This window comes from Streptomyces durmitorensis (assembly GCF_023498005.1).
In the GTDB taxonomy this organism is placed as follows: Bacteria; Actinomycetota; Actinomycetes; order Streptomycetales; family Streptomycetaceae; genus Streptomyces; species Streptomyces durmitorensis.
The window spans coordinates 2675235-2701454 of record NZ_CP097289.1 but is presented as its reverse complement, the minus strand read 5'-3'; the positions used below and the strand labels follow the sequence as shown (position 1 = coordinate 2701454).

At 70.1% G+C, this 26220-nt stretch carries 16 protein-coding genes; 8 read left to right on the top strand and 8 right to left on the bottom strand.

Annotated features, from left to right (window positions below):
- Positions 1-367: 367 nt before the first annotated feature.
- The 3 genes from M4V62_RS11980 to M4V62_RS11970 form a co-directional block, all read right to left on the bottom strand.
- Positions 368-604 (bottom strand): helix-turn-helix domain-containing protein, encoded by a 237-nt coding sequence (locus tag M4V62_RS11980; protein WP_078992515.1) that lies wholly within the window; start codon positions 602-604, stop codon positions 368-370.
- 35 nt (positions 605-639) lie between these two features.
- Positions 640-1407: a hypothetical protein gene (locus M4V62_RS11975; protein ID WP_249587245.1), complete on the bottom strand. Its 768-nt coding sequence runs from the start codon at positions 1405-1407 to the stop codon at positions 640-642.
- Between the two features lie 303 nt (positions 1408-1710).
- The gene (locus tag M4V62_RS11970) at positions 1711-1869 is read right to left on the bottom strand and encodes a hypothetical protein (protein WP_157854403.1); all 159 of its coding nucleotides are present in this window, start codon (positions 1867-1869) and stop codon (positions 1711-1713) included.
- Between the two features lie 317 nt (positions 1870-2186).
- On the opposite strand from M4V62_RS11970, the gene M4V62_RS11965 reads away from it, so the two are divergent.
- A complete protein-coding gene (locus tag M4V62_RS11965) occupies positions 2187-4874 on the top strand; it encodes a tetratricopeptide repeat protein (RefSeq protein ID WP_249587244.1) in 2688 nt (895 codons plus the stop codon).
- 30 nt (positions 4875-4904) lie between these two features.
- On the opposite strand, the gene M4V62_RS11960 is transcribed toward M4V62_RS11965, so the two are convergent.
- The gene (locus tag M4V62_RS11960; RefSeq protein ID WP_249587243.1) at positions 4905-5807 is read right to left on the bottom strand and encodes a serine/threonine protein kinase; all 903 of its coding nucleotides are present in this window, start codon (positions 5805-5807) and stop codon (positions 4905-4907) included.
- A gap of 39 nt (positions 5808-5846) precedes the next feature.
- Here M4V62_RS11960 and M4V62_RS11955 point away from each other — a divergent pair, with 39 nt between their 5' ends.
- The 4 genes from M4V62_RS11955 to M4V62_RS11940 are packed head-to-tail and all read left to right on the top strand — an operon-like array spanning position 5847 to position 14853.
- The gene (locus M4V62_RS11955) at positions 5847-7409 is read left to right on the top strand and encodes a PD-(D/E)XK nuclease family protein (RefSeq protein ID WP_249587242.1); all 1563 of its coding nucleotides are present in this window, start codon (positions 5847-5849) and stop codon (positions 7407-7409) included.
- Between the two features lie 56 nt (positions 7410-7465).
- Positions 7466-8551, top strand: coding sequence for a pPIWI_RE_Y domain-containing protein (locus M4V62_RS11950; RefSeq protein ID WP_249587241.1), 1086 nt, complete (start codon positions 7466-7468; stop codon positions 8549-8551).
- On the top strand, positions 8544-12053 hold the full coding sequence (locus M4V62_RS11945; RefSeq protein WP_249587240.1) for a pPIWI_RE_Z domain-containing protein: 3510 nt from the start codon (positions 8544-8546) through the stop codon (positions 12051-12053). Before M4V62_RS11950 ends, M4V62_RS11945 begins: the two co-directional genes overlap by 8 nt.
- Positions 12054-12084: 31 nt before the next feature.
- The gene (locus M4V62_RS11940) at positions 12085-14853 is read left to right on the top strand and encodes a pPIWI_RE module domain-containing protein (RefSeq protein ID WP_249587239.1); all 2769 of its coding nucleotides are present in this window, start codon (positions 12085-12087) and stop codon (positions 14851-14853) included.
- A 321-nt stretch (positions 14854-15174) separates the two neighbouring features.
- Here M4V62_RS11940 and sbnB read toward each other — a convergent pair whose 3' ends face one another.
- The 4 genes from sbnB to M4V62_RS11920 all read right to left on the bottom strand — a co-directional run bounded on the left by sbnB (position 15175) and on the right by M4V62_RS11920 (position 19654).
- Positions 15175-16173, bottom strand: a complete 999-nt coding sequence (gene sbnB, locus M4V62_RS11935; RefSeq protein ID WP_249587238.1) for a 2,3-diaminopropionate biosynthesis protein SbnB — start codon at positions 16171-16173, stop codon at positions 15175-15177.
- 226 nt (positions 16174-16399) lie between these two features.
- Positions 16400-17518, bottom strand: a complete 1119-nt coding sequence (locus M4V62_RS11930; RefSeq protein WP_249587237.1) for a class I SAM-dependent methyltransferase — start codon at positions 17516-17518, stop codon at positions 16400-16402.
- Complete coding sequence (locus M4V62_RS11925; protein ID WP_249592795.1) at positions 17515-18522, bottom strand: beta-ketoacyl-ACP synthase III; 1008 nt, start codon at positions 18520-18522, stop codon at positions 17515-17517. Before M4V62_RS11925 ends, M4V62_RS11930 begins: the two co-directional genes overlap by 4 nt.
- A 115-nt stretch (positions 18523-18637) precedes the next feature.
- Positions 18638-19654, bottom strand: a complete 1017-nt coding sequence (locus M4V62_RS11920) for a TauD/TfdA family dioxygenase (RefSeq protein WP_249587236.1) — start codon at positions 19652-19654, stop codon at positions 18638-18640.
- A 282-nt stretch (positions 19655-19936) separates the two neighbouring features.
- Between M4V62_RS11920 and sbnA the strand changes: the two genes are divergently transcribed.
- From sbnA to M4V62_RS11905, 3 genes are read left to right on the top strand one after another with little or no spacing between them, the layout of a single operon-like run.
- Complete coding sequence (sbnA, locus tag M4V62_RS11915; protein WP_344646304.1) at positions 19937-20917, top strand: 2,3-diaminopropionate biosynthesis protein SbnA; 981 nt, start codon at positions 19937-19939, stop codon at positions 20915-20917.
- 53 nt (positions 20918-20970) lie between these two features.
- Complete coding sequence (locus tag M4V62_RS11910) at positions 20971-21189, top strand: MbtH family protein (protein ID WP_249587235.1); 219 nt, start codon at positions 20971-20973, stop codon at positions 21187-21189.
- A 51-nt stretch (positions 21190-21240) separates the two neighbouring features.
- On the top strand, positions 21241-26217 hold the full coding sequence (locus M4V62_RS11905) for a non-ribosomal peptide synthetase (RefSeq protein ID WP_249587234.1): 4977 nt from the start codon (positions 21241-21243) through the stop codon (positions 26215-26217).
- The last annotated feature ends 3 nt before the right edge of the window (positions 26218-26220 follow it).

The following is a 26220-nucleotide window of genomic DNA, read 5'->3' as shown; positions in this document are numbered from 1 at the left end:
GGCGGTCGTGGCGAGCGGTGCGTAGGGCTGGGCCGCCGGGCCGTTCAGGTCCGCGCCCTGGCCGGGCGCGGCGATCATGACGCGGGTGCTGAAGCGTGCGTCGACGGCTCACCGGCAGGTTCGGGGTTGACGGGCGTACTCGCCGTAGCTCGGGTCGGTGATCGTCGGCGGGTTCACGAACTGGCCGACGCGCGCGGGCTGTCGGCCGCCGAATAGCTCGGCGAAGAAGAAGGGCATCCCTTCGCCCTCCGATTGCCGAGCAGCCGTGGAGAACCGTGCGGCGCACGTCGGCGGCGAACGGCCCGTCGTAGGAGGCAGGGCCGTGCGGCTTCGTGGCCGATGCCACGGAGCCGCACGGTGGTTACCGTCAGAAGCCGACGCTCGGATCGTCCGTGTCCTCTTCCGGGTCCACGCTGTACAGCGGACGGTCCTCGATCCCCAGGGCGCGCATCAGCTCGTTGGTCGGAATCCTGTACCTACGTCCGATGCGGAGGACGGGGCAGGGGAATTCGTGCTCGCGGATCAGCCGGTACGCGGTCGTCGAGCCGATTCCGAGTGCTCGGGCCGCCGTGCGCAGGTCCACTGCGACGGGCAGGTCGAACATCTCCGTGAAACTGAGGCGGCCCTCTGCCGGGTCCTTCACCCTCGCCTCCCCGCAGGGCGGACCGGCCGGGTGTCCGCGCGGCGCCCGGGCCGTCGCCTCTTCCCGGGGCTGTGACCCGCCGAACGGTCCTGCGACCCGTCGTCGGTGTCGATGAAGATTCCCTGTCGGCGCAGATGCTCCGGGCGCACCCGGAAACGCAGCGGTGCGCACAGCCCGTCTGGGCCGTCCGGACGGTCGACCCGTACGTCCAGGCTCTCCGCCGCCGGAGCGTCCGCCTCCTCGCCGGACGCAGTGAGAGCGTGCTCCTCGGTGATGCGTTCGATCTGGGCGGAGGGAAGCTCCCGCAGCCCTTCCCGGGCGAGATGCCACGCCCTGGCGCGCGCCGCGTGCAGCAGGGAGGAGCCGGTGAGACAGCTCGCGCCGTCCCGATACGCCAGCTTCTCCAGGAGAGCCAGGACCATCTCGGCCTCCACGTCCGACCGGTCGGCCCGCAGGCGCGTGCAGACCCGGTGGACCGTCCCGGTCAACCGGGGCAGGGCCAGCCAGATCGCCAGGAGTTTCCCCGTGCTGTCTGGAGTCAGGTCGCTCTGTGCCGTGCGGATGACCTCCTCCCAGACCGCGGTGGCGAACTGCGGGTCGTAGCCGGGGCCGTACAAGGCCTCGTGCGTCTCGGCGGCGGTCAGCCGGACCGGATCAGCCTCGTCGGCGACCGTGGGGACGAGCACGAAGACCGCGTCACTGGTCCGGGGATCGTCGAAGTGCCGCCTCACCGAGGCGAACGCACTGCTGTGCGGTGGATACATCAGGAAATATCCTCTCTTCGGACTGCGGAAACCTGAGTCCGGAGGTGCTGGAGATACCGAGATGCTGGACGAGGTGGGTCCTGTGGTGGGGACGTACCGCCTCATATCTGCGTCAAGCGGAGACGAGTCCCCCAGTCTCACTTTGATGCGTGAGCATGCGGTAGTGGTCTTCTCGACCAGGTAACGCCGCCTTTGACCACGAGCGTGTGACAAGAGCGGTAGCAAGGCCGCGAGCCCGCCGGTGACGGAGTTCGCGAGGCGGGTGGGTGCCCGTACGGTACGGGCACCCAGGGACTGTTGCGCTCAGGCGGTCTCGGAGGACGAGGTGTCCGGCGCCTCGGTGGGCGGGGTCGCCGGGGTGGTGTCCTCGGTCCGGACGGCCGCCCGCCGACGGCGGCTCGGCGGCCAGTCGGGGGACTGGCGCAGACGGGCTGCCCGGCGGTTGCGCTGACGGCTGTTCATCGGGTTCGCGGTTCCTCTCTGATGGGTCGATGGATGGCTGAGCCGCCGTTTCGTGCTTCTGCGAGCGGCTGGTGCCATCGTGCCCGGGGGTGAAGCGGGACCGCAGAGCGAAAACTGAGGGATAACTGAGTCCCCGGGGGGCGTGAAGAAGCAAGCGTGTGTGAAGCGGCACAGCGCGGCGCACAGATGAAGGAGCGCCGGCGAGGGGCCGGATCACTGACTGCGGCGCGGTGAGGGGGAGGGCGATGGAGGGGTACGTGCTGGGCCCGGTGCGAGCCGAAGGGGACGGTGGCAGGAGGGTGGTCGAAGGGTCGAAGGTGGCGGCCCTATTCGCGCTCCTGGTGACCTCGCCAGACTGCCGATGTGAGAGGAAGGACATAGCTGAAGTCCTCTGGGAGGGCGTCGAGGACGTCGGCGATCTGGTTAACCGCGTCGTCGCCGACCTGCGGAAGCGGCTGGGCCAGGAGTCCGTGCCCCATAGCGGCAAGTCGGGTTACTGCACGCTCCGCGTGCCGGTGGGAGACGTCGATCTGCTCCGTTTTCGCGAAAAGGTGAAGCAGGCTGAGGGACTGACCTGCAAAGCGCAGTTCGAACTGCTCGGCGCGGCCTTGGAGGAGTGGGACGGCGAGGACGAACCGCTGCACGGACTGTCCGAGACCGGCTTCCACTTGCGTCGGGAGGAGCTACGGGCCGAGTTGATGGCCGCCGTGTACGCGCGGCTGGACGCAGCCTATAAGTCCAGGGAGGTCAAATGGCTGCGTGAGGAGACGGAGAAATGGTTCGAGCGTGCGCCGGAACTGCCCCAGATCTTCCGGTTCTACCTGCTCGCCCACGCAGACCTGCCGGAGTCCCGACGTGAGCGGCTCATCAAGAAGTGGGAGAAGCGCAACGGAAAAGCGGACGTCGATGTACAGAGCGCTATTTACCAAGTTCGGGGAGAGAGCCGCCGGCCGGGCGGGGTGCTCCTGCCCCCCGTTCCCGACCAGTTGCCCGGCGGCAGGCGCAAGCCGATCGGGCAGGACGAGCTAATCGGCGACCTCTTCGAGGCCGTGTGCGAGGAACAGGACGCCGGCAATCTGGCGCTGGTCCTGATCAGCGGCATGGCGGGCGTCGGGAAGACCACGGTGGCTGAGAACCTCGCCGGTCGGCTGCGGGAGCGGTTTCCCGGCGGGGTGCTGCGCGGCGAACTGAACGGATTCGCCGACGGAGACGTGCGGCCCGCCGAACCGGACGAGATCCTGGACGGCTTTCTGGCCGCGCTGCCGCCCTACACCACGGTGACCGGAACGGAGAGCAAGAGCAACGCGCTGCGGTCGGCGCTGGCCCACCGGTCGGTGCTCATCGTCCTCGACGACGCGCTCAGCGCCCAGCAGGTGCTGCCGCTGCTTCCCGGAGACGGTACCTGCGCCGTGATCGTCACCAGTCGTAACGACCTCTTGCGGCTGCAGTCCGAGAGAAAGGTGCTGTTCCGCAAGATGGAGCCGCTGCACGAGGCGGACGCGCTGGAGGTGCTCCAGGAGAAAGTGCCGGCCGAGGACCGGACCAAGCACGCCATGGCCTTCAGTGAACTTGTCGACCTCTGTGGCCGACTGCCGCTGGCCCTTGTGGTGGTGGCCCGGCTCCTGGAAGGTGGTGCGCGTCCGCTGCACACCCTCCCTCTCCTGGTGCAAGAGATGAAGGGGGAGCGGAAGCGGGCGATGTTGGACACCCTGGACCTGCCCGAGCACGAACTGTCGGTCCGCGCCGCGCTCAACTGCTCCGTGCGCGTGCTGAATGAGGCAGCCCGGCTGCTGCTGTGGCAGCTCGCCGTCCACCCCGGGCCCAGCGCTTCCTGGGAGGCGGTGATGGATCTGGGACGGGCAGTGGACGAAGGGACGCGTACCGACCGGGCCCTGGTGGACCTCGTGGCGGCGAACCTGGTGGAACATCACGGCGACCGCTACGGGCTGCACGACCTCGTGCGGGCCTTCGCCCTTCGGCACGTGCGGCCGGTGCCGGACGGAGAGAACGCGGAGATCGAGCGGGCGACCGTACGACAGGTGCTGGAACACCAGCTGCACAACGTCCGCGCCTGCGACCGGGTGCTCGACCGCGAACGCACCCTGCCCACCGACGAGCCCGGAGCGGTCAGGGTCACCGACCCTGCGGACCTCGCGGAGGCGATGGCGTTCCTGGACGAGGAGTACGCCACCGTCCAGCGAGGCATTCACTTGGCGATCAATCGGCGTATCGACCGGTACGTGTGGCTGCTTCCGATGGCCCTGGTCATCTACCAGTGGCGCCGCCGACTGCTCGATGATGCGCGGCAGAACCTCCGGTACGCCGCCGAGGCGGCGGAAACCGTCGCCGGTCCGGTCGATCGCGCCATGGTCCACCGGTCGCTGGCAGGGACCCACTGGCGGCTCGGTGAGTACGACTTGGCGGTGGGCGCCCTGCGCAGGGCCGTCCGGCTCAGCGAGGAGGACCGCAGCGCGGAAGGCCGGCTGAGTCTGGCCCGTACGCTGCACCGGCTCGGGCTCACCCTGCGCAAGCAGGACGACCTGAAGGGAGCGGACGAAGTGCTCCGCCGTGCACTGGAGTTGTGCCGGGAGGTGTCCGACCGGGTCGGGGAAGCGGCTGTTCTGAACGTACTCGGCGCGATCCACCTCGACCGGGGCGAGCACGAGCAGGCACTCCGTCGGTGCGCCGACGCCCTGGGCGTGGTGGAGCGCACGACGGAGCGCAGCGGCCTGGCCGATGTGCTGTTCACCCTGGCCAAGGTGCACCTGGCCCGTTCCGAACGGGACGAGGCCATCACCCTGTACCGGCAGGCCTCCGACATCTACCGCGAACAGGAGAACTGGCCCAACGAGGACAAGGTACGGGTGCTCTTCGCTGATGTCCTGGTGTCCGTCTGCTACACCGACGCGGCGGTGCGGGAGCTGGAGAGAGTCATCGTGCTGCGTGAACTGATGGGCGGTGAGGGGGTGCGGGAGGTCCGGGAGCGGCTGGAATGGCTGAGGTGACCCGCCCGGTCGGCGGCCGTCGGCTCACCGTCAAAGCCGGGGCGGATGAGTGCGGTAGTACTCGGTCGGGTCCGGGCGCAGGGGCTTCGATGGCCGTTGCGAGCCGAGCTGGGGTAGGTAGCAGCGGAGCCGATCGAACACTTCACGGACATCCGCGGGGCGCTCCTCCGCCTTCCACCGGACCATCCACAGCGCCAGGGAGGCGAACTCCGGGGGTAGTTTGGCGAGCCGGTCGGCCGGCAGCACCGGGGTGCCCTCTTCCGCCCGCTCGTCCTGTCCGCCGTAGGGCAGGCGCATCACGGTCATCTCCAGCAGGATGCAGCCGAGTGCGAAGATGTCCGCTTGCCGCGTCAGACCTGACGGGCACGCGTCGGACTGCTCGGGGGAGGCCCAGCCGCGCGTGCCGCGTGCGCATTCCGTCTCCTGATCCGCCACGACCGCGTGGCCCATGTCAATGAGCCGGAGACGGCCGTCCGGCTGCACGATGACGTTCTCGGGCTTGAGATCGCAGTGCACCAGATTCCGGTCGTGGACTTCTATCAGAATTTCGCACAGTTGGCCGATGACGGCCGCAACGGTCCCAGGATCCTTAACCGGCAGGGCCGCCGACAGGACCTTCTGCAGTTGGTGCCCTTCGACAAATTCCATGACCAGGCACCGGCGTCGCCGGTGTGTCCCCGTGGCGATGACTTCGGGAATCTCCTGGATTCCCGTCAGCATCATCATGCGTGATCCCTCTTTGAGGAGTTCATCGCCGGCCCAGTGGAAATCGCTCTCGGGTCCGAGGTCCCGGGCCTTCTGAAGCTTCAACGCCACCTTCTGCCCGCTGTTGCGGTCACGCCCGAGGAAAAGGTCGCCTTGGCCGCCGTCGCCGACCATGTCCAGCACTTCGTAGCGCCTTTCCACATCGCCGACCTCCTCGATTGCCCTCACGGCCATCCACCTTTCCTCCGTACGGAAATGGAGCATGAAATGTCACAGCCATGGCTGCCTCCCGACGGGGTGACCCGCACGTCCGACGTCATCACGGTATCCGCCGGAATGTTCAAGGGGGGAGAGTTCCGATGCCCCGCCGCTGACGCTCTCAAGACCCGCGGCTACCACACCACCGACCCCGTACCGCGCCGCCGTGAGAGGCTGGAGCACTTCGCTCTGGGCCCCTTCATGGCTGCCTGCGACATCCGTTCGGGGCCTGCCGGCAGCTCGCCTCGGACACGTACCGGGCCCCTGCACGACGGTCTGCGGACCTGGTCGGAGCACGGCGTGCAGATGTACGAGTCGGCCTTCCCTCTCGACCCGGAACGTCCCCTGCACGAGGTGCCCGAGCCGTGGACGTACCGTTACCGGCCGTCCGGTCCCGACCCGCGCGACGCCCAGGAGTACCGCCTCACCGTGTGGGGCCGCTGCCTGGCTTCCCCGGACGGTGCCTACCGCGAGCTTCGTCTGCCCGTGCACCGCCTGCGGGACTTGCCGCCCGACGGCTTCACCGCGGCCGTCGCCCTGGTGCTGGCCGAGGGCGCCCCCGGACCGCCGCCGGAGCACGTACGGATCGTGGAGTTCGCGCTCTTCGACGGCCGTACGCGGGAGCTCTTCGCGGGAAGCCGGGAAGAGGCGCGCGCCCGGTACCGCGAACACGGTCCCGCCGCCTTGGCCGGCGTACTGGACGGACGGGAATACCGCCCGGGGTCCGCCTGTGGCGGATGCCCCTACCTGTCGGTGTGCCCGGCCCTGCGCACAGCGCCCGGACTGCTGGGCATCGAGGCGCACGACCGGCCCCGCCGCACCTGGTCGGTCACCAGCGGGCGGGCCTACCGAGCCTGCCCGGCGCGTGACCACATGCGCCGGCTGCACCTGCCCACGGCGGACTCCGTCGAACGCGAGGTGACGGCCGAGCGCGGCCGGGCCTTGCATGCCTACCTCGCCGAACGGCACGCCCACGGATCGCCTCGGCCCTGCACGGTCGAGGTCCCCGAGGAGTGGGTCCCACAAGGATTCGACCTGCCCTCAGACGAACGCGCACTCGGCGCCCTGCTGTTGCGGCGGCACGCCGCGGTCTGCCCGCTGCGGTACGTCGGGGACGGCACGGATGTGCGGACCGAGCCCCGGGTGGTGCGGCACGACACCACCGCCGACGTGGTGGTCCTGGCCGCGCCCGACCTGCTCTACCGGGATGCCGGGTCATGGGTGTGGCGCGAGACTAAGACCTCCGTCACCGACCGGCGGTCCGACCGCCCCCTGCTGGAGCGTTATCCGCAGTTGGCCCTGGCCGTCGTGCTGATCGCCCGCGGTGACCTGGGCGGTGAACCGTTCCGCGCCCGGGTCGAGCTAGAGGTGCTGCGCCCCGGCGGCGCCGACCTGGAGATCATCGATCCCTTCGCCCCGGCGAATCGGGTCACTGCCGAGAAGGTACTGCGGGCGATGGTGGCCGACTGGCACGGTGACGACCAGTACGCGGCCCGGCCCGGACGCTCCTGCGAGCGGTGCGAAGTGGCCCGCTGGTGCACGGCGTCGTCCGTCAGCGAGGCCGCGGCATGAGGGCGGGGCCGGCCGGCCGGGCCGATCGGTCGGACGCCAGCGAGGTGCCCGAGGGCGTGGGCAGCGACCTCTTCGGCGAACTCGCCCGCATGGTGGTGGCTCTCTCCGAGGTCCAAGGGCTCCGCTCCTTCGCCCTGCCCTATCCCGCCCTCGCCCAGCGGGCGCTGGATCACACGGTGATGCGCTGCCTCGATGCGGGGGAGGTGCCGCCGAGGAGTCTTCCGGAACTGTGGGAGTGGTGCCGGACCAGGCCGTCCGACGACCCACTCCTCGCGGTCCCCTCCTCCCTGGTCTCGCCGGGCACCACGCTGGTGCACCGGGTCGGCCAGATGCCGACCCGGTCGTGTCTCGAGGTGGCCTCGCACGGACTGGACGGAGGCGTGGCGGCACACGCCCGCGCGCTCCTCGGGGACCTGCACGCGCGGAGTGGATCGGAGGAGCGCTACCGGCAGTGCCGGGCGTTCCTGGCGCGCTACCCGGTCGTCCACCAGCAGGACCGCTTCGCGCCGGGTTGGAACAGGGCGGTCTGGAGCCGGGTCAAGAGCCTCTACGGTCCGTTGCCCGAGTTCCTGCTCGTCGACGGAGACTTCCTGTACTGCCCCTCGTGCAGGCTCCCCGCGCTGCCCCGGAACAGTGCCGTGCCCGTACCCGGACCGTCCGGCTCCGGCGCGGAAGTCTGGTGCGAGGGGGAGGACTGCCCGCGCGACGCCCCTCCGCGGCTCATCCGTGAGCCGGACCAGGCGTGGATCCTGCAGCGCTCGCTGCGGTGGTACGTCGTACTGCCGCACCGCACCGACGAAGCCGCCCGGGAGGCACTGGAGCGCGCCGGAGTCGCGTACGAGACCCTGCCCGGTCTTCTGCCCGCCTACCGGCTCAGGGACACCGGCCCCCGCATCGTGGACATCCAGGTGTACGACCGCCTGCAGCCGGCGCTCCTCGCAGCCCATCTCACCGACCACACACCCCTCGCGGACCGCACCCTCGTCGTGGTCCCCGACGCGCTCGCCGGACGGGACGGTTACCGGCAGGCCTTCACCGACGCCCTTCCCGCGCTCCTGCGGGACCGGCTGGTGCTCACCGCCCCCATGGACCTCGTGCCCGACCTGGGACAGGCCCGGCGAGAGGAGAAGGACGATGCGTAGCATCACCCCGCCCTTGACCGACGTGTTCAACGCGCTCAAAGCATTTCTGGGGTCCTCCGTGCCCCAGCCCGCGCTGGAAGCCCTCTGCCAGGTCGAACTCGGCCTGTACCTCCAGCAGAAGATGATGCCGGGCAGCCCCGCGGGCAGCGCCTGGGTGCTGTTCAGCGGGTACGGGTTCGCCGAGGCGCACCGGGCACCGCTGCCATCCGATGCGGCGAAGACCCTGCGTATCGCCCGGTACTCGCTGTGGACGCTGCGCCGGAGCCGTACCTGGCTCGATGCGCTGGACACCTACCAGAGGTTCGACCCCAGGGTGCGCGCGTACGACGTACCGGACGCTGATGCACCCGCTGCCCGCCGCGACCTCTCCGTCGCCGGCGACCGCTTCTCCGTCTACGAACAACTGCTGCGTGCCGCACCGCCGCTGGCGGGCAAGCGGCTGCCGGTCGCGGGTCAGGGCCCGCACGCCTTCCCCGTCAGTCGCACCATGGCCGTCGTCGACCTGCCGCCCGTCCCCCGCATCCCCCTCGTCGCCCACGACATGGACCTGGAACCGGCGGGCGGCGGCGAGCCCCTGATCTTCACCAGGGAGAGCCTGGAGCGCACGGCGGCGGAGATGGACGCCCAGCACGCTCGCTCCGGCAAGGACCGGGCACCACGGTGGCTGGAGCGGCTACGGTCGTTCGACCTGTCCACCAAGTCGAACGGAACCTTCCACAAGGCGAGGAAGGACGAGGACTTCGCCTTCACGGTCGACGGCATCCAGCACCTGCTCGGCATCGTCGGCGCCGGCAAGAGCACACTGCGCGACATCATCGCCGTCCATCTCGCCAAGCTGGGCAAGCGCACCACCGTCGTCGTCACCGATGTCGCGGAGGTGCTGAAGCTCGTCCGGCTCTACGACCTCTACACCGACGGCGCCGCCGCGCCCGTGCTCGGCTCCTCCGGCCGTGAGCGGCACGCCCAGCGGCTGCACCGCCGGCTGGCGGGCCGGGGCGAGCACCGACTGCTCGCCCACGACGACCCTGCCTTCGCCTACCTCGGCACGTCCTGCCTGCTCAACGTCAGACGGCAGGGCGCTACATCGACGACCGAACCACTCGCCTACGGCGAGGCACCCTGCTCCCGGCTCCGGCCCCCGTCGGCCCTGCGCCGTGACCCGAGCGACGGACGGTACTCCGAGTGGCAGAAGAGGGCGACGAGCTGCCCGTACTGGTCCGTCTGCCCCCGTCACCACGGAGCCCGCACGCTCGTCGACGCCTCGATCTGGGTGGCCACGCCGGCCGGGCTGATCGACGCCTCGCCGCCCCACCCTCAGAACGGCGAGCGCATCCGCTTCCTCGAACTCGCCTGCCGCCGCAGTGACCTCGTGATCATCGACGAGGCCGACCGTGTCCAGATGCAGCTCGACCAGACCTTCGCACCTGCCGTGGTCCTCGCCAGCGACGAGGACAAGGGCCTCATCGACCAGCTGAGCCGGCACAAGATCCGGGAACTCGCGGCAGGCGGACGCACCCAGCTCTCCGAACGGGACGTCGAGACCTTCGCCGCCGCCCTCAACACCGCAGGCGCGGCCACCGACCGGCTGTACGCGATGCTCGTCGCCGAGTACGAGCTGCGCAAGTGGGTGCGGACGGGCTACTTCAGCGCCTGGACGCTCCAGCTGGGGCTCCTCGACGAACGCTACGAACTCCCCGACGACAGCGGTCGGGACCACCCTCATCACGCCCCCCGCGAGGCTCTCGGGAAACTGCTCGATGCGTTCCGGGACAACCCGTTCGGTGACCGTCACCGTAGGACGGAGGAGGACTTCAGCCGGCTGACCGCCCTCCTCAACGAGCTGCTCCATACCGGCAACCCGGAGAACACCCGGCGCCGCCTCACCGAGGTCATGGACGAGGTCTTCGCCATCGACCCGAAGTACATGGCTGACCGGCAGCGGAAGTACCAAGAGGCGTACGACGAGTGGCGGCGCGAGGAGGAGGAACAGGAGAAGAAGCGCGGACGCCGCAGGAAGCCCAAGCCTCCGCCCCAGACTCCCGAGGAATGGCGGAAGCAACTCGCGGAGCGCTTCGAGTTCACACTGTTGCTGAGCGCCCTGGAACCACGGCTCGCCATGATCAACGCCATGTGGCCCCGCGTCGAGGCGGCCCTCAGCCTGGGCTTCAACACGATGTACCGCCGGCCGCTCGACTACGGCCCGATGGTGCCCGAGGCGCCGATGGGCAATGTGCTCGGCTTCCAGTTCCGGGTCCCGGGTGAGGACAAGGGCGGAGTCCGCAGTGGCGAACTGACCTTCTTCCGGTGCAGCGGCATCGGACGTGAGCTGCTGCGCGCCATCCCCGATCTTACCTCCGTCGACGGCAGGCCCGGTGCCCACTTGCTGCTCATGTCGGGCAGCAGCTGGGCGGGCGCGTCCAGCCGCTACCACGTCTGCGTCCCGGTCGGTGTGGTCATCGAACCGCCGGCCGAGGTGACCGAACGCATCGCCAACGAGAGCTCCATGCGCTTCGAGTTCATCGACGACGGCGACGAGAAACTGCGCATGTCGGGAACTCATCCGGACGACCGCCCGGAGAAGTTGCGCCGCATCGCGTGCCATCTAGGTGAGGGCGGAGACGAGTACGAGGTCACTGAAGGTGGTCCGCTCCAGCAGGAGTTGCTCTCTCTTCCTCCAGGGCGCGACCAGATCCTTCTGTTGGTCGGCAGCTATGCCGAGGCACGTGTGGTGGCCGACACACTGCACAACCTCAACGTCCGCTGGCGCAACAAGGTGCTGTGCCTGGTGTCGGACGACGAGGAGATCACCGCGGAGGACGAGGCGCCGTCCGCCTACCACGCCCGATCACTGCGCCGGGGCGACGTCGAGCACCTGAAGGACCTCGAGGCGGACATCCTGGTGGCGCCCCTGCTCGCGCTGGAACGCGGCCACAACATCCTCAACGAGGACGACGAGGCGGCCATCGGCACGGTCTACTTCCTGGCACGGCCCCATCCGCACCCAGAGGACCTCCACCTGGCCGTCAATGCCGTCAACGACTGGGTCGTCCGCGCCGTTACCGGCGGTGACTTCGCCACCCTGGTACAGGGAAAACCCACCGTCGAGGAAGGAGCGGAGGAGTTCCGCCGCCTCGCCCGTTCGTACTGGTACCAGGTACTCGCCCGTTCGATGGCGTGGAGCCGTCTCGACGACGATGTACGGCAACAGGTCACCTGGGACATGCTGGTCCTGTTGTGGCAGGTGATCGGGCGACTGGTACGCGGTGGCGTACCGGCCCGAGTGGTCTTCGTCGACGCCGCCTTCGCCCCCAACCGCGGCGCCGTACCGGCGCGGCCCGACACCCCCGAATCCAGTCTGCTGCACAGCGTCCTCGCCGTCCTGGACCCGTATTTCGACGGCGGCACGACGACCGCGGAGGAGCAGTTCATCGTCCGCGCCCTGTACGCGCCACTGCGCAGCATGCTCACCCGCCTGCTCGCTGCCGTACCCGCCCACCCGTAAGCGCCGAACCCCTGTCCCAGGAGGTAATTCCGTGTACCACCACATTCGCGTCGCGGCCTACGAACCCGACCCGCTCCACGGACCCTGGCGGGAGGAGATGAAAGTGCTGCGGCTCGGCGAGGACCTGCACGCCGAGCTCACCGGGATGCATGCCGAGGCGGACAAGAACTCCGTCCACCCCCACTGGCTCCCCGTGAGCAGGCTCAACTCCCTGCTCCAGGCGATGGCGCCAGGCGTCATCGCGACCGGCCGCAACGCCGGGACGGATGGCCGTCTGCCGTGGCTCTACGCGCGGGAAGCCGTCCCGCCGGACGTGCTGGCCCCGGTGGTAGGAGCGTGGGCGGCGGGAATGCACCGGGAGGACGACGACTCGGAGGGCGCCGATCTCGAGGAGAGGCTCCGCTCCGGTGACCCGGCCGAGACGGTACGTCTGCCCCACTGGGAGACGGAACCGGTCGACCTCGCCGAGAGCGTGCTCTCGGCGGGCGGAACCGCCGAACCCGCCGCGCGGCTCTACAGCCTGCTGCCCGAGTGGATCGCCTTCCGGCTGGCCGCCCGGACGTTCCGCACGGGCGGCACCACACTCCACTTCCGCGTCGAGAGCTCGGGTGACGGCGCGCGACTTGTCTCCTGGCCGCCTCAGCGATACGAGCGCCGACGGCAGACCTGGTACTACTCGGCCTGCCTCACCATCACCGTCCACACCGTGCCGTTCGCCCCGCGGTTCCGCGTCCATGTGTCCACCCAGGTACGCCGGTGGGCCACCCGACTGGACGTACGCCCCCACCAGCTCGGCGGTACGACCGTCCTGCTCGACGCTCCACTGCCGTGGCCGGAAGGGCCGGACCGGGGCCACCGGCTGATGGTGAACACCCTGGGTTACGACCGGCGGTCGAAGGAACTGGCCTGGCGCCGGCACAGCCCCGCACCGCTCGTGCCCGAGCTGGACATCGTGCGCAACTATCCCCGGCCCGAAGCGCTCTTCTCCGACCCCGAACGCTGGATCAACGGTTCCGGGGACGTGGCCGCCGGCATCGTCTACCACCCGTCGATCGGCCCGCACGAGGTTGGACCCGGGCTGATGCCACGGGAGCGGGCGGATCTGGACGCCTGGGTCGAGGAAGGGCTGCGCCCCCTGCTGACCCGGGTCCCCGACCTTACGCGCGTCTCCCGGAGCAACACACCCTCCCTGCTGCCCCGTTCCGGCGCCGGACGCGTCCCGGGCGTCCGCGACGCCCAGCTGGCTCTGCAACGGCGGGCGGCGCTGACACGCGCACTGAACGGCCGCCCCCTGGAGATCGACGTCTTCTGGCAGTCCCCGGAAACCCGTGCGGCGCTGCTCGCCGAGCTGCCCAAGCTCATTGGTCTTCCCGCCGGGCAGCAAGTGCCGTCGGCCGACGGGGAGACCTGGCAGTGGCAGTGTGAGGGGGTCGACATCCGCGTCCGGGCCCGGCCCGCGGGACCCTTGGCCGACGCCCTGCCGACCACCCGAGCCCGCGGGCGCCTCAGGGCCGTCCGGCTGGCCGAGGCCATCGAAGGGCGCTGCGGGCTCGTGGCGGACCGGGCGGACCCGCTCCTCGGCGGGGCCGGAGTCGTGATCACGGAGATCGCCGGCAAGGAGCGCTTCGCCGCCGTCCCGGACTCCGACCCCAAGCACGCGCTGCGCATCGCCTGGGCACGGCAGGGACGGCTGACCCAGTTCGTGAACTCGCCCGACGACACCGACAGCGCTCTGGAACACCGGGCCAGGTGGACCTGGCTGGACGCCTTCCGGCAGCTGGGCGCGATCAGCCCGCCCGCCCATCGGGTGGGAGCCGGCATTCCGGGCGACCTTCAGTACGCGGCGCTCTGGCTCGTACGCCACACCAGGAAGGGGCCCACGCGATGCCCCGTCCACCGGCTGGTGGCGGTGCGGGTGCGCCCCGGGGACGGACCGGGCGTCATCGAGGGGTGGGACGCAGAACGAGCCGAATGGGTGCCGTATCCGAAGCTGTTGCTGCTGCTCGCCCAGGCACGGGAACCGGCGGCGAGCGACGGGAAGGAGACCGGCACGGGGAAGCTCGTCGATAACTCGGCAGCCCCGGGAGGATCCCGGCTGGCTGCCCGCCCGGGCGTGGAGCAGGACAGGCAGCGGGAGACCGAGCGGCAGATCCGGGCACTGCTCTTCCAGCTCCGCGACCGCCCGACGCTGCTGCTGGCGGACGCCGGCAATCTGCGCCAGTGCTGGCCTGGCCTGCGCAACGGTGCACTGGACCGCGACACGCTCGGCTTCGGGGCCGAACCCGCCCAGCGGCACACGCTCTACGGCCACGACCTGCGGGTGCTGCTCGTACGGGACGCCAACGCCCGGGGTGAAGTGGCGGAGTGGTACGCCCACGACACCGAGGACGGGGTCGGCTTCGCCGAGGGTGTGTGGGGGACGGCGGATACGGAGGGCCGTGTCTTCGCGAGTACGGCCTCGAAGCCGCACACGGTGGCGAAACTGCCGAAGGGGCTAATGAAGCTGGTGCCCACGGCACAGGGCCGGACAGCGCCCGGGAAGACCGCGTGGAACCCCGGGCAACTGGAGATCACCGTGCTCGGCTGTCTGTCGGAGAAGGCGCTGACGGACTCGGGGCGTGCGGGTGACCCGCCCGACCGGCCGGCGGAGTGGGCGACGCTCACGCACCAGCTGCGTTACCACGACGACTACCCGCCGCTCGCCCGGCCTCTCCCGCTGCACTGGGCGCGTCTCGCCGGTGAGTACGTGCTTCCGGTGGCCGGCACGAAGTCAGCGGGGAGTACGTCATCCGCTTCCTGAGCGAGGTGCCGCCTGAATGGGTGTCCCAAACGATCGACGTTGATAAGGATCAATGCTTCCCTCGTGTGAGCGCCGAAGCCTGAACCTGACCACGGGGACTGCGTCTGGTGCACTCCTTGCTGGGATCACTGGGCGTCCGCCGTGACGCTCGTTTGGCGCTCTTCGCACCTGGTGGCCCCAAGACGGAGACGAGGGACGGACCTGACCTGCGGCTTTCTCTGCGTTCACCCGGGTGACGTGCTTCCGATGACGCATCACGTGGAGTGCGTCGCGATCCTTGAGCCCGCCGAGAAAGGCGAGAAGGGCCGCTGACCGGCAGGGTCACGGCAGGAAGCCTTCCACCTCCACCCCGAGGTTCTGGGTCCGGGCCGCGTCGAGCACGGCGTCGGCCAGGGCGATGTCCAGTACGCCCAGTCCGAACGGCGCGTAGACGATCGTGCGGCCACGCTCGGGCGTGAAGGCGTGCTCGGAGCCCTCGTCCAGGAGCAGGCGGCCGATCGCCGGGGCGATGAAGTCCCGGTGCCCCGCGGCCTGCACCGCCAGGTCGAGGGAGGTGCGCTCGCGCACCGCGTGATCGACGTCGTCGACGATGTTGTGCGCGTCGAGCAGCGACTCGGGCAGCAGATCGCGCAGCGAGATGTGCAGCACCACCGTGCCCGGCAGGGCTGCCTTCAGATCCAGGTGCGGTTCGATGGCGGACGTGGCGACGGAGACCAGTCCGTGCGCGGCGAGCGCCCGCTCCGCGCTGTCGAGCGTGACCACCTCGGCGCCGGGTGCCACCGCGGCGGCCCGCGCGGCGAACTCGGCGGCCCGCTGCGGCGAACTGTCGTACAGCGAGAGCGTCTTCAGGCCGGGCAGGGCCGCCCGTACATGGCGCAGGATCTCCAGGTTGATGACCCCGCAGCCGATCAGGGCGAGGCCGTCCGGGCGGCGGTCGCGGGTGAGCAGCTCAGCCGCGAGCGCGGCGCTCGCGGCGGTGCGCGTAGCGGAGATCAACGAGCCCTCGATCAGGGCCTGTGGCCGCCCGGTCTCCAAGGAGTTGAGGATGATCGCCGCGCTGGCCCGCTCGATGCCTCTCTCGACGTTGGCCGGGAAGGAGGAGATCCACTTCATGCCCGCGGCCGGCTTTTCTCCGCCCCGGTAGGCCGGCAGGCCGATGATGCGGTTGCGCGGCTGCCCGGGGAAGCGCAGGAAGACGGAGTGCGGCACGGTGGTGTCGCCCTGTGCATGAAGGCGGTAGGCGTCGGCCACGGTGCGGATGTTGTCGAGTTCGTGGCCGTCGAGGATCTGCGCGACCTCGGAGTGCCGCAGGATGAGCATGACGGGATTCAGTCCTTCCACAGATACGCGACGGCCGGGAACACAGCCGGCGCCGACACGTCGGAACGGAACGTGTCGAGGTCGAGGGCGCGATCACTGCCGTGCCCCAGGAGGCGGAGCCGGCTGTGCGGGGGTCTCCCGCGAGCGATCCTGCGGGGAGTCACTATCAAGGGCCTATACCGCCGGTGTGCCGTCGCTCTCGGGCGCGGGTCGGCCGGGCGTCGCGTCAGGCCCGGCGGGCCAGCAGTACACGGTGCATGGGGGTGTCCAGCAGGGCGACGCGGCGCAGCTCGGAATCCGCCAGCCACTGGTCGTAGTCGTGCAGGGTGTAGGCGTCGCCGCCGCCGGTGGCGAGCATCGAGGCGGCGAACAGCCGGGAGAACTTGTTCTGGACGGACCCGGCGCCGTCGTCGTCGTCGACGATGTGGTCGGCGATGGCGACGAGGCCGCCCTGGGCGAGGCTCTTCGAGGACTTCAGGAGCAGCTCACGGGCGGACTCCGGGGTCTGCAGATGGAAGATGTTCACGAAGAGGGCCAGCTCGATGTCCGTGCCCCAGTCGTCGTTCCAGAAGTCCTTGACGACCACCTCGAACCGGTCGGCCACGTCCAGCTCCTGTGCCTGCCGCGACGCGATCGCGGTGATCCGCTCGGTGTCCAGGCCGCTCGCCGTCAGCGCCGGGAACTCGCGCAGCAGCAACTGGCTGTAGATGCCGGTGCCGCAGCCCACGTCCAGGACGCGCGCCGACTCCCCGGTGGTCCAGCCCAGTTCACGCAGCGCGTCGGCGAGCGTACGGACGATCGGCGGCGCCCAGAAGTTGATGCCGCGGACCAGCGATGTGTAGTCCTCCTCCGATATCTGGTTCACCCGCTCCCCGCCGGTGGCGTCGCGGGCGCCGGTACGCACGTTCTCGGCGAGGTTGCGCCAGGCGTTCCAGGCCAGCTTGCGGTCGTGGCTGATCTTCCCGACGAGGCTGTACAGACCGTGCGGCGAGAACACGTCGTGCAGCTCGGGCGGCAGGGTGTAGAGGGCCTGTCCGTCGGCGCTGTGGCTTCGCCGGACCACGTCGTAGGCGTGGAGACCGTCCATGAGCACCCGGGTCGCGCGCAGATCGGTGCCGAGGATCTCGGCGAGCCGCACGGCGGTGGCCGGACCGAGGGTCAGCGCGGAGAAGGCGCCCAGGTCCTGCGCGGCTTCGATGACGCCGGGTGCCCACAGGCCGATCAGGTGCTCATAGAGGTGGTGCGCGGCTTGCGACTCGGCTTCGACACCGGTCAGGCGGGCGGTGTCGACGAGCGGCGTGAAGCCGGCCGACGTGGTGGCGGTGGTCTCGCCCGGTGCAGTCACGGTGTGCTTCTCCTTGGGGTGGCCTTCTGGGGGGAGGCGGTGGGGGGACAGGCGACGACCTGGGCCGCGTACGAGAGGCCCGCGCCGAAGCCGAGGAGGAGCACGGGGGCTCCGCCGGGGACCTCCCCGCGCTCCACGAGCTTCGACAGGGCGAGGGGGATGCTGGCGGCAGAGGTGTTGCCGGAGTCGACGACGTCACGCGCGACGATCGCCTCGGTGGCGCCGAGCTGCTTGGTGACGGCCTCGATGATCCGCAGGTTGGCCTGGTGGGTGACCACGGCCGCCAGGTCCGAGACGGCGACATCGGCGCGCTCGCAGGCCTGGCGGGCGACCTGCGCGAGCGAGGTCAGCGCCCAGCGGTAGACCGTGTGTCCTTCCTGCCGGAACAGCGCGGGCGGTCCTGCCGGACCGGAGGTCTCCAGCGTGATGGCCGAGCCGTCCTGCGGGCGCGAGCCCCACACCACGGGACCGATGCCGTCGGGTTCGTCCCCCTCGGTGGCCGCGATCACCGCCGCGCCCGCGCCGTCGCCGAAGATGACGCAGGTGGAGCGGTCCTGCCAGTCGAGGAAGTCGCTCATCTTGTCCACGCCCACGACCAGCGCGATACGGCTGCTGCCGCCCTGTATGGCGAGCGCGGCCGTGGCGAGCGCGTAACTGAAGCCCGCGCAGGCGGCGTTGAGGTCGAATACGCCAGCGGCGGGGATCCCCAGACGCTGGGCGACCCGGGCGGCGATGCTGGGCATGCGGTCCACGGCGGTGCAGGTCGCGACGGTGACCAGGCCGATGTCGGCGGCGTCCACACCCGCCCGGGCGACCGCCTTGGCCGCCGCGTCGGCCGCCATGTCGGCGACGCTCTCGTCCGCGGCGGCCAGATGGCGGGTCGCGATGCCGACGCGGGATCTGATCCACGCGTCGGAGGTGTCGACCATGCCGGCGAGCTCGTCGTTGGTGAGTACCCGGCTCGGCTGGTAGTGGGAGATCGACAGGATCCGGCTGCCCGAGATGGTCGTGGTCATCGCATCACGCTCTTCCTGGGCGGCCATGGATTGCGCATGTGTGCTCCTCCTTCGGTCCACCGTGGTGCTCCACGGGCTCCGTCAGTGGCGGTCGGTCGTGCGGTCAGCCGAGCACGCGGCCGCCGCCCGGCCGGTCCGCGCGGCTGCGCCGGTTGTCCAGATGCGCGTACACCCGCTCCATCCAGCGATCGTTTCCGTCGTACCGCGGGGTGAAGGAGGTCCGTCCGTGCACCGTCACGCGGTTGTCCACCACCGCCAGGTCACCCACCTGAAGACGGTGCGCCGACATCGTCGCGACGAACGCGTCGCGCAGCGCGGCCATCGCGAACTTGGCCGCGTCGTCCTGCGGATGCGTGGCGGCGAAGTCGACCACGGCATTGGGGTCGGCCAGGTCCCCCTGAAGAATCGGGTGCATCGAGGGGGCGCCCTCCTGCGCGCCGAAGGACGGCGGAGGGTCGGTCCTGAACCGCGGCTCGGCGAGCACCTGGATCACGCTCGCATCGAGGAGCGGCAGCGCCTGGCGGATCGACGACGTGCACAGCCTCGCGTCGCCGGTCGGGTCCTCCCGCAGGGACAACAGGCCCACGTAGTCGGGGCGGTTGTCGTGAAAGGCGTTCTCGATGTGCAGTTCGAGCAGCACGGATCCGGCATTGCTCTGCGATATTTCATGACCCGGAACCGGCACCACGTTCTGTACGAGATGACCGTCCTTCTCGTTGCGGAACGCGATGACCTCGCCCAACTGCAGCATTACCGATGCGATGACGGCGGCGGCGGTCGTGGGCACCCGCTCCACCGAATTCGGAACTCCGGGAGTCGGCGGGAGCTGTTCGCCGTCCGTCACCGGCAGACCGCGGAGCAGCAGGGCGCCTTGGGGGCCCGGGTCGTGCCGGAACGCTCGCAGGGCGCGCAGCAGCGTACGGGGGAGCAGCGCGGAGGCGTCCATCGCGGCCGACGGCCATTCCGGGGTGTCGATGAGCGGGTGGCGGGTGCCGGTGAGTGTCCCGGCCAGTGCGGCGATCTCGGCCCGTTCCTCCGCGGTGATGTCATGAATCACCACCGATTCCAGGGCGGCGCTCGTGTCCGGCGCGGCAAATTCAGGCAGCTGGATCTGATGCATAAGGCGAAATTCCCCAAGTCCCAGGTCGGCGGCGAGTGTTAGGGAACTGTGGGAAGCCGTTCTATAACCGACCTATTCTCGCTGGACAGCGTCTATCGGACTGCTGCCGCATCAGCCCCGCGACTGTCCGCCGAGGTCGGTGCCAGACCCCGTACGTAGGGGTTCTCCCTCGGTCCCGGTGTTCCCGAGTAGCTCAGATATAGATGAAATATTGAATCTGTCTGAACACTTCAGCCGTCCGATCAAATGTGACGCCCGGCTGGACGCGGCGAGAGGGAGCCTGTGAAAGGGAAGGTTCACGCGGGGATTCTTGACGCAATCGGGGATACCCCACTCTTTGAATTCGAGAGAATCTTCTCAGATGCACCCTTCCGGGTCCTCGCGAAGATGGAGAGCTTCAACCCCGGTGGCAGCATCAAGGACAGAACCGCACTTAACATGCTGCTGCACAAAATCCGTAATGGAGAGCTCGACCCTGCGCGTTCGGTGGTCGTGGAATCGAGTTCGGGAAATCTGGGTGTGGGTCTTGCCCAGATCTGCCGGTACTTCGGACTGCGTTTCGTCTGTGTCGTCGACGGCCGCACCACGGCCCGCAACATCGCGGTGCTGCGCGCACTCCAGTGCGAGGTCGAGATCGTCGAGCAGCCCGATGCGGTCACCGGCGAGTACCTGCCGGCCCGCCTTGCGCGAGTCCGTGAGCTGCTCACGACCATCCCGGACGCCTACTGGCCCAACCAGTACGGCAACCTGCGCAATCCGGGCGCTCACCAGCAGACCATGCGGGAGATCGCCCAGGCCCTCGATGAGAAGGTCGACTATCTCTTCTGCGCCGTCGGGACGTTCGGCACCCTCCGTGGCTGTGCCGAGTACGTTCGTGAGCAGGGCCTGGGGACGACCATCGTGGGCGTGGACGCCGTCGGCAGCGTCATTTTCGGAGGTCCGCCCGCGCCGCGTCTCATACCCGGTCATGGCGCTTCGGTGCGTCCGGAACTCCTCGACACCGCATTGGTGGACGCGGTGGTCCATATCACCGACCTGGAATCCGTGGCGGCCTGTCGCCGGATCGTCGCCAAAGAGGCGGTTCTCGCCGGCGGCTCCTCCGGTGCCGTACTGGCGGCACTGGACAAGATGAGCGACTCCATCGAGCCCGGATCGAACTGTGTGCTGATTTTCCCGGACGGTGGCGACAGATATCTCGACACCGTCTACTCCGACGCCTGGGTCACGGCGAATTTCGGTGAAGTGACACACCTGTGGAAATAGCTCGAAACGGTAAGTGCAATAACAGACCCCTGTGACTGAAGGAGAAGTGTCCGATGCCCGAAGAGCAGACCGAAGGACCCGTTTACTGCGTTGTCCTGAACGACGAGGAGCAGTACTCGATCTGGTGGGCCGACCGAGAGCTGCCGGCCGGCTGGCGCACGGACGGTACCAAGGGATCCCGCGAGGAATGCCTGGGGCACATCGGCGAGATCTGGACCGACATGCGACCGCTCAGTCTGCGCAGACGCATGGAGCAAGAAGCGGCGAAGTAGCAGGAGGCCGCCGAGCAGTTGCCACCGAGACAATCCGGACGGGGAACAGACATGGGCGCTGAGGCCCGATCGACCGATACAGCCGACGCATACGTCTCCCTGCACGTACGAGTCGAGCGCCAGGCCGCGCTGACACCGTCGGCCGTGGCCGTGGTTGACGGGGCCGAGACATGCACCTACGCGGAACTCGATTCCCGCGCGGCGCTGTTGGCCCACCGGCTGCGCGAACTGGGAGCCGCGCCGGAGGCGGCGATCGGGGTCTGCCTGCCGCGAGGCATCGATCTCGTCGTGTCGCTGCTCGCCGTCTGGAAGTCCGGCGCGGCCTATGTGCCCCTCGACCCCGAGCACCCCTGGGAGCGGTCCGCGTGGGTGCTCAAGGACACCGGGGCGGACCTCGTCGTCGTGGACGACTCGCTGTCCGCCCAGGTGTCGGGCACCGGAGCGCGACCCGTCGCGCCCACCTGTGCGGCGGGCCCGGACTCCCCCGCCGGGCCCGCTTCGGACGTACCCGGCGAGCAGGCCGCGTACATCCTCTACACCTCGGGCTCCACGGGCCGTCCCAAGGGCGTGGTCGTCAGCCATGCCGGAATCGCCAACAGGGTCTCCTGGGTGGTGCGCCGGCACGGCCTCGGCGCGGCGGACCGGGTGCTGCAGAAGACGACGCTCACCTTCGACGCGGCCTGCTGGGAGGTGTTCGCCCCGCTGGTGTCCGGAGGAACGGTCGTCCTCGCGCCGCAGGGCGCGGAGGCCGACGCCGCCACGCTGCTGCGTGCGGTCGCCGCCCACGAGGTGACGGTGCTTCAGGTCGTGCCGTCCATGCTGCGCACCCTGGCGGACGAACCAGGCTGGGCGGACTGCACCGCACTGCGCCTCCTGTTCTCCGCCGGGGAACCCCTGCACGCGGAACTGGTCCAACGCGTCCTCGCCTGGCGGGACATGGAGGTCTGGAACACCTACGGCCCGACGGAGTGCTCGATCGACATCACGGCCCACCGGTTCGATCCCGCGCAACAGCACGGCTCCGTACCGATCGGCAGGCCCATCCCGGGCATGCGCGTACTCGTCGCGGACTCCGAGGGGCGCCCCGTCTCGGTCGGCACCCGAGGTGAGCTGTACGCGGGCGGTGTCGGGGTCGCCCGAGGCTATCTGGGGCAGCCGGAGCGCACGGCCGAGAGCTTCGTCCCCGATCCCTTCGCTGCCGACGGGTCCCGTCTCTACCGCACCGGCGACCTGGTCCGCTGGAGCGCCGAGGGAACCCTGGAGTATCTGGGCCGCGCCGACGGCCAGGCCAAGGTCAACGGGGTACGTGTCGAACCCGGCGAGGTGGAGGCCGCCCTGGTGGCGCACCCCGATGTGCGGGGAGCCGTCGTCAAGGCCTTCACCCGTGACGGCACCACCCGACTGGTGGGATACGTACAGCGCAGGGATGCCCGGGACGGACAGCGTGCCGACGCCGACCTGCGGGGCTTCCTGCGCACCCGACTGCCCGGCAGCCATGTGCCCGCCGTCGTCGTCGAGCTCGACGCGTTCCCGTTCACCCCTAACGGCAAGGTGGATCGCCTCGCCCTGCCCGAACCTGCTCCCGACGCCGGCCAGGACGTCACGGCCCCGCGCACCGAGGCCGAGCGTCTCGTGGCGAGCGTCTGGCAAGACCTGCTCGGCGACGACGACATCGGGGTGAACTCCGACTTCTTCCGGCAGGGCGGCACCTCGCTCCAGGTCACGCGGCTCGCCAATCGGCTGCGCTCGGCGTCCGGCAGGGAAGTCCGCTTCCGGGAACTGCTCAAGGCGACGACCGTCGAGGCCCAGGCCCTGCTCATCGAGGGGTATGCCGAGGACGCGGACGTGCTGCCCAAGGCCCCCCGCCCCACGGGCGGTTCGGGCGGGCTTCAGGTCTCCTTCGGACAGCGCCGCCTGTGGTTCCTCGACCGGATGAACCCCGGCAGCCCGGAATGGGTGTCCGTCCTGCCGCTGCGGGTCCCTGCCGAGGCGAGCGACGACGCGGTCCGACGCGCCCTGGACGCCCTGGTCGCCCGCCACGAGGCGCTGCGCACCCGGTTCGCCGTGGTGGACGGCGAGCCGATGCAGTTCGTGATGGAGCCCGCCGCACAGGAGCTGACGGTGGTCGAGACGGACCGGGACCAGCTCCCGCAGGTCCTCGCCGCCGCCGCCGAACGCGGCTTCGACCTGGAGACGGGACCCGTGCTGCGGGCCCTGCTGGCCAGGGTGCCCGCCCCGCAGGGTGAGTCCGTCCTCTCCCTGGCGATCCATCACATCGCCTGCGACGGCTGGTCGTCGGCGATCCTCGACCGCGAGTTCCATGAGCTCCTGGCCGCCGAAATGAGGGGCCGCCCCTGCCGCCTCGCACCGCCGCGGCGCCAGTACGCCGACTACGCCGCCTGGCAGCGGAACGCCGAGGACAACGCGGCCGCCGAACGCGAGATCCAGCACTGGGCGTCCGTCCTCGACGGCGTCGAACCCCTGCCGCTGCCCACCGACCGGCCCCGCCCGCCGGTGCGCGACGGGCGCGGCGGCATCGTCGCCTTCACCCTGCCCGCCCCCCTCACCGAGGCGCTCGAAGAGCTGGGCCGACAGCACGGCGCCACACCGTACGAGACCCTGCTGACCGCGTTCGCCACGCTGCTCGCCCGCTACACCGGCCAGTGGGACACCCCCATCGGCACACCGGTGGCCGGCCGGGACCGCGAGGAGACCGAGGAGATCGTCGGCTTCTTCCTGAACAGCCTCGTCATCCGCTGCCGCCCGCAGGCCGGCCTCGGCTTCGCCCAGGCCCTCGACCACGTACGAGACGTGTTCCGCGAGGCGCTCGCCCATCAGACGCTGCCCTTCGAACGCCTCGTCGCGGCACTCGACGCCGAGGGCGACCTCGCCCGCACACCGCTCTACCAGGTGGCCTTCGACCTGCACGACGAGGAGCACACCGGATCGGCGGCGCTCGACGACTTCCACTCCCTGGAAGGCGTCTGGAGCGTGGCCAAGACCGACCTCAGCCTCTTCATGCGGCGGGCCGCCGACGGAAGCATGATCGGCGGCCTCGAGTACGCCACCGCGCTGTTCGACCGTACGACCGTCGAACGGCTCGCCCAACACCTGGTCCGCGTCGTCGAAACCGTCACCGCCCGCCCCGAACTGCCCCTGGGGCAACTGCCCCTCCTCTCCCCGCAGGAGAGCGACCGACTCTCCGAATGGAGCCGCAACCCGGGCCCGCGGCCCCACGCGTGCTCCTACGAGGTGTTCGAGCGGAGGGCCGCCGCCACACCGGACGCGATCGCCGTGACCAGCGACGGCACCGACATCACGTACCGCGCACTCGACGAGCGCGCGAACGCCCTCGCGCACCGGCTGCGGGCACTCGGGGTGGGCCCCGAGGACGTCGTCGGCGTGCTCCTCGACCGCGGCCCCGAGCTGCTGGCGGCACTCCTCGCCGTGTGGAAGGCCGGCGGCGCCTACCTGCCGCTCGACCTGTCGTACCCCGCGGGACGCATGAAGGCCGTGCTCGCCGACGCGGGCGCCCGCGTCCTGGTGCTCGACTCGCGCGGCCGCGACCGGATCGGGCGACCGCCCGGCACGCGCCTGCTGCTCACCGACGCGGCCACCGAGCCCGCCGTGACCACCGCGCCCGACCGCACCCCCGACCTGGATCGCCTCGCCTACGTCATCTACACCTCCGGCTCCACAGGACGCCCCAAGGGGGTGCAGGTCACCCACGCCGGGCTGGCCAACCACCTCGACTGGGCCGCCGCGGAACTCGCGGGACGGGGCGAAGGCGGCGCGCCCGTCTTCTCGTCCATCGCCTTCGACCTGGTCGTACCGAACCTGTGGGCTCCCCTCATGGCCGGCCGGACCGTCACCATGCTGCCGCAGGACCTCGATCTCAGCACCTTGGGAAAGCAGTTGACGGAGGCCGGTCCCTTCGCCTTCGTCAAGATGACCCCGGCCCACCTGGAGATCCTCTCCGAGCAGCTCTCCGCCGAGCAGGTACGCGCCCTGGCGAGCGTGTACGTGGTGGCGGGCGAGGCCCTGCCCGGTCGGCTCGTCGACCGCTGGGCCGCACCGGTGATCAACGAGTACGGACCCACCGAGGCGTCCGTCGGCACCTGCGTCTTCCCGGCACCCGACCAGGGCAACCGGGAGATCGTGCCCATCGGACGCCCGCTGCCGAACATGACGATGCGGGTGCTCGACCAGCACCTTCAGCCGGTGCCCGTGGGCGTGACGGGGGAGCTGTACGTCGGCGGCGCCGGCGTGGCCCGCGGCTATGTGCGCCAGCCCGAACAGACCGCCGCAGCCTTCCTGCCCGACCCCTTCGGCGCGCCCGGCGACCGGATGTACCGCACCGGCGACCTCGTCCGGCTGCTGCCCGGCGGCGACGTCGACTTCCTCGGACGCATCGATCACCAGGTGAAGATCCGCGGTCACCGCATCGAGATCACGGAGATCCAGCTGGTCCTCGCCGACCACCCGCAGGTGCGCGAGGCGGTCGTCACGGTCCGGGAGACCGGTCCCGGTGACCGCGGCCTTGTCGCCCACTACGTGGCCGAGGGCGACACACCCCCCACCCACGACGACCTCGTCGACCACTGCGCGGACCGCCTGCCCCCCTACATGGTGCCGCCGGCGTTCATGGCACTGCAGGCCCTCCCGCTCAACGCCAACGGCAAGGTGGACCGGACCGCTCTCGCCGCGCTCGAACCCCAGGGAGAGCCGGACGTCGTGGCGCCGCACACCGTGGTGCAGGAGCGCATCGCCGAGATCTGGGCCGGCCTCCTGGGCCGGGACGTCGGAGTGCACGCCAACTTCTTCCACACGGGCGGCAATTCCATCCTCGCGATCCGTCTGGTCGCGGGCCTTCAGGACGCATTCGAGATCGAGCTGCCGATGAGGGCCGTCTTCGAGGGGCCGACCGTCGCCGAACTCGCCACGGTCGTCGAGGAATTGATCCGGGCCGAGGTCGAGGCGCTGTCGGACGACGAACTCATCGCTCAATCACAGCCGTCCGGGGAGTAGAAC

What these genes read in the sequence shown, in the direction of transcription:
- M4V62_RS11980 (WP_078992515.1), bottom strand. Translation starts at nt 604, where the DNA reads ATGTTCGACCTGCCCGTCGCAGTGGACCTGCGCACGGCGGCCCGAGCA.
- M4V62_RS11975 (WP_249587245.1), bottom strand. Translation starts at nt 1,407, where the DNA reads ATGTATCCACCGCACAGCAGTGCGTTCGCCTCGGTGAGGCGGCACTTC.
- M4V62_RS11920 (WP_249587236.1), bottom strand. Translation starts at nt 19,654, where the DNA reads ATGCATCAGATCCAGCTGCCTGAATTTGCCGCGCCGGACACGAGCGCC.
- M4V62_RS11955 (WP_249587242.1), top strand. Translation starts at nt 5,847, where the DNA reads ATGTCACAGCCATGGCTGCCTCCCGACGGGGTGACCCGCACGTCCGAC.
- M4V62_RS11945 (WP_249587240.1), top strand. Translation starts at nt 8,544, where the DNA reads ATGCGTAGCATCACCCCGCCCTTGACCGACGTGTTCAACGCGCTCAAA.
- M4V62_RS11910 (WP_249587235.1), top strand. Translation starts at nt 20,971, where the DNA reads ATGCCCGAAGAGCAGACCGAAGGACCCGTTTACTGCGTTGTCCTGAAC.
- M4V62_RS11970 (WP_157854403.1), bottom strand. Translation starts at nt 1,869, where the DNA reads ATGAACAGCCGTCAGCGCAACCGCCGGGCAGCCCGTCTGCGCCAGTCC.
- M4V62_RS11905 (WP_249587234.1), top strand. Translation starts at nt 21,241, where the DNA reads ATGGGCGCTGAGGCCCGATCGACCGATACAGCCGACGCATACGTCTCC.
- sbnB (WP_249587238.1), bottom strand. Translation starts at nt 16,173, where the DNA reads ATGCTCATCCTGCGGCACTCCGAGGTCGCGCAGATCCTCGACGGCCAC.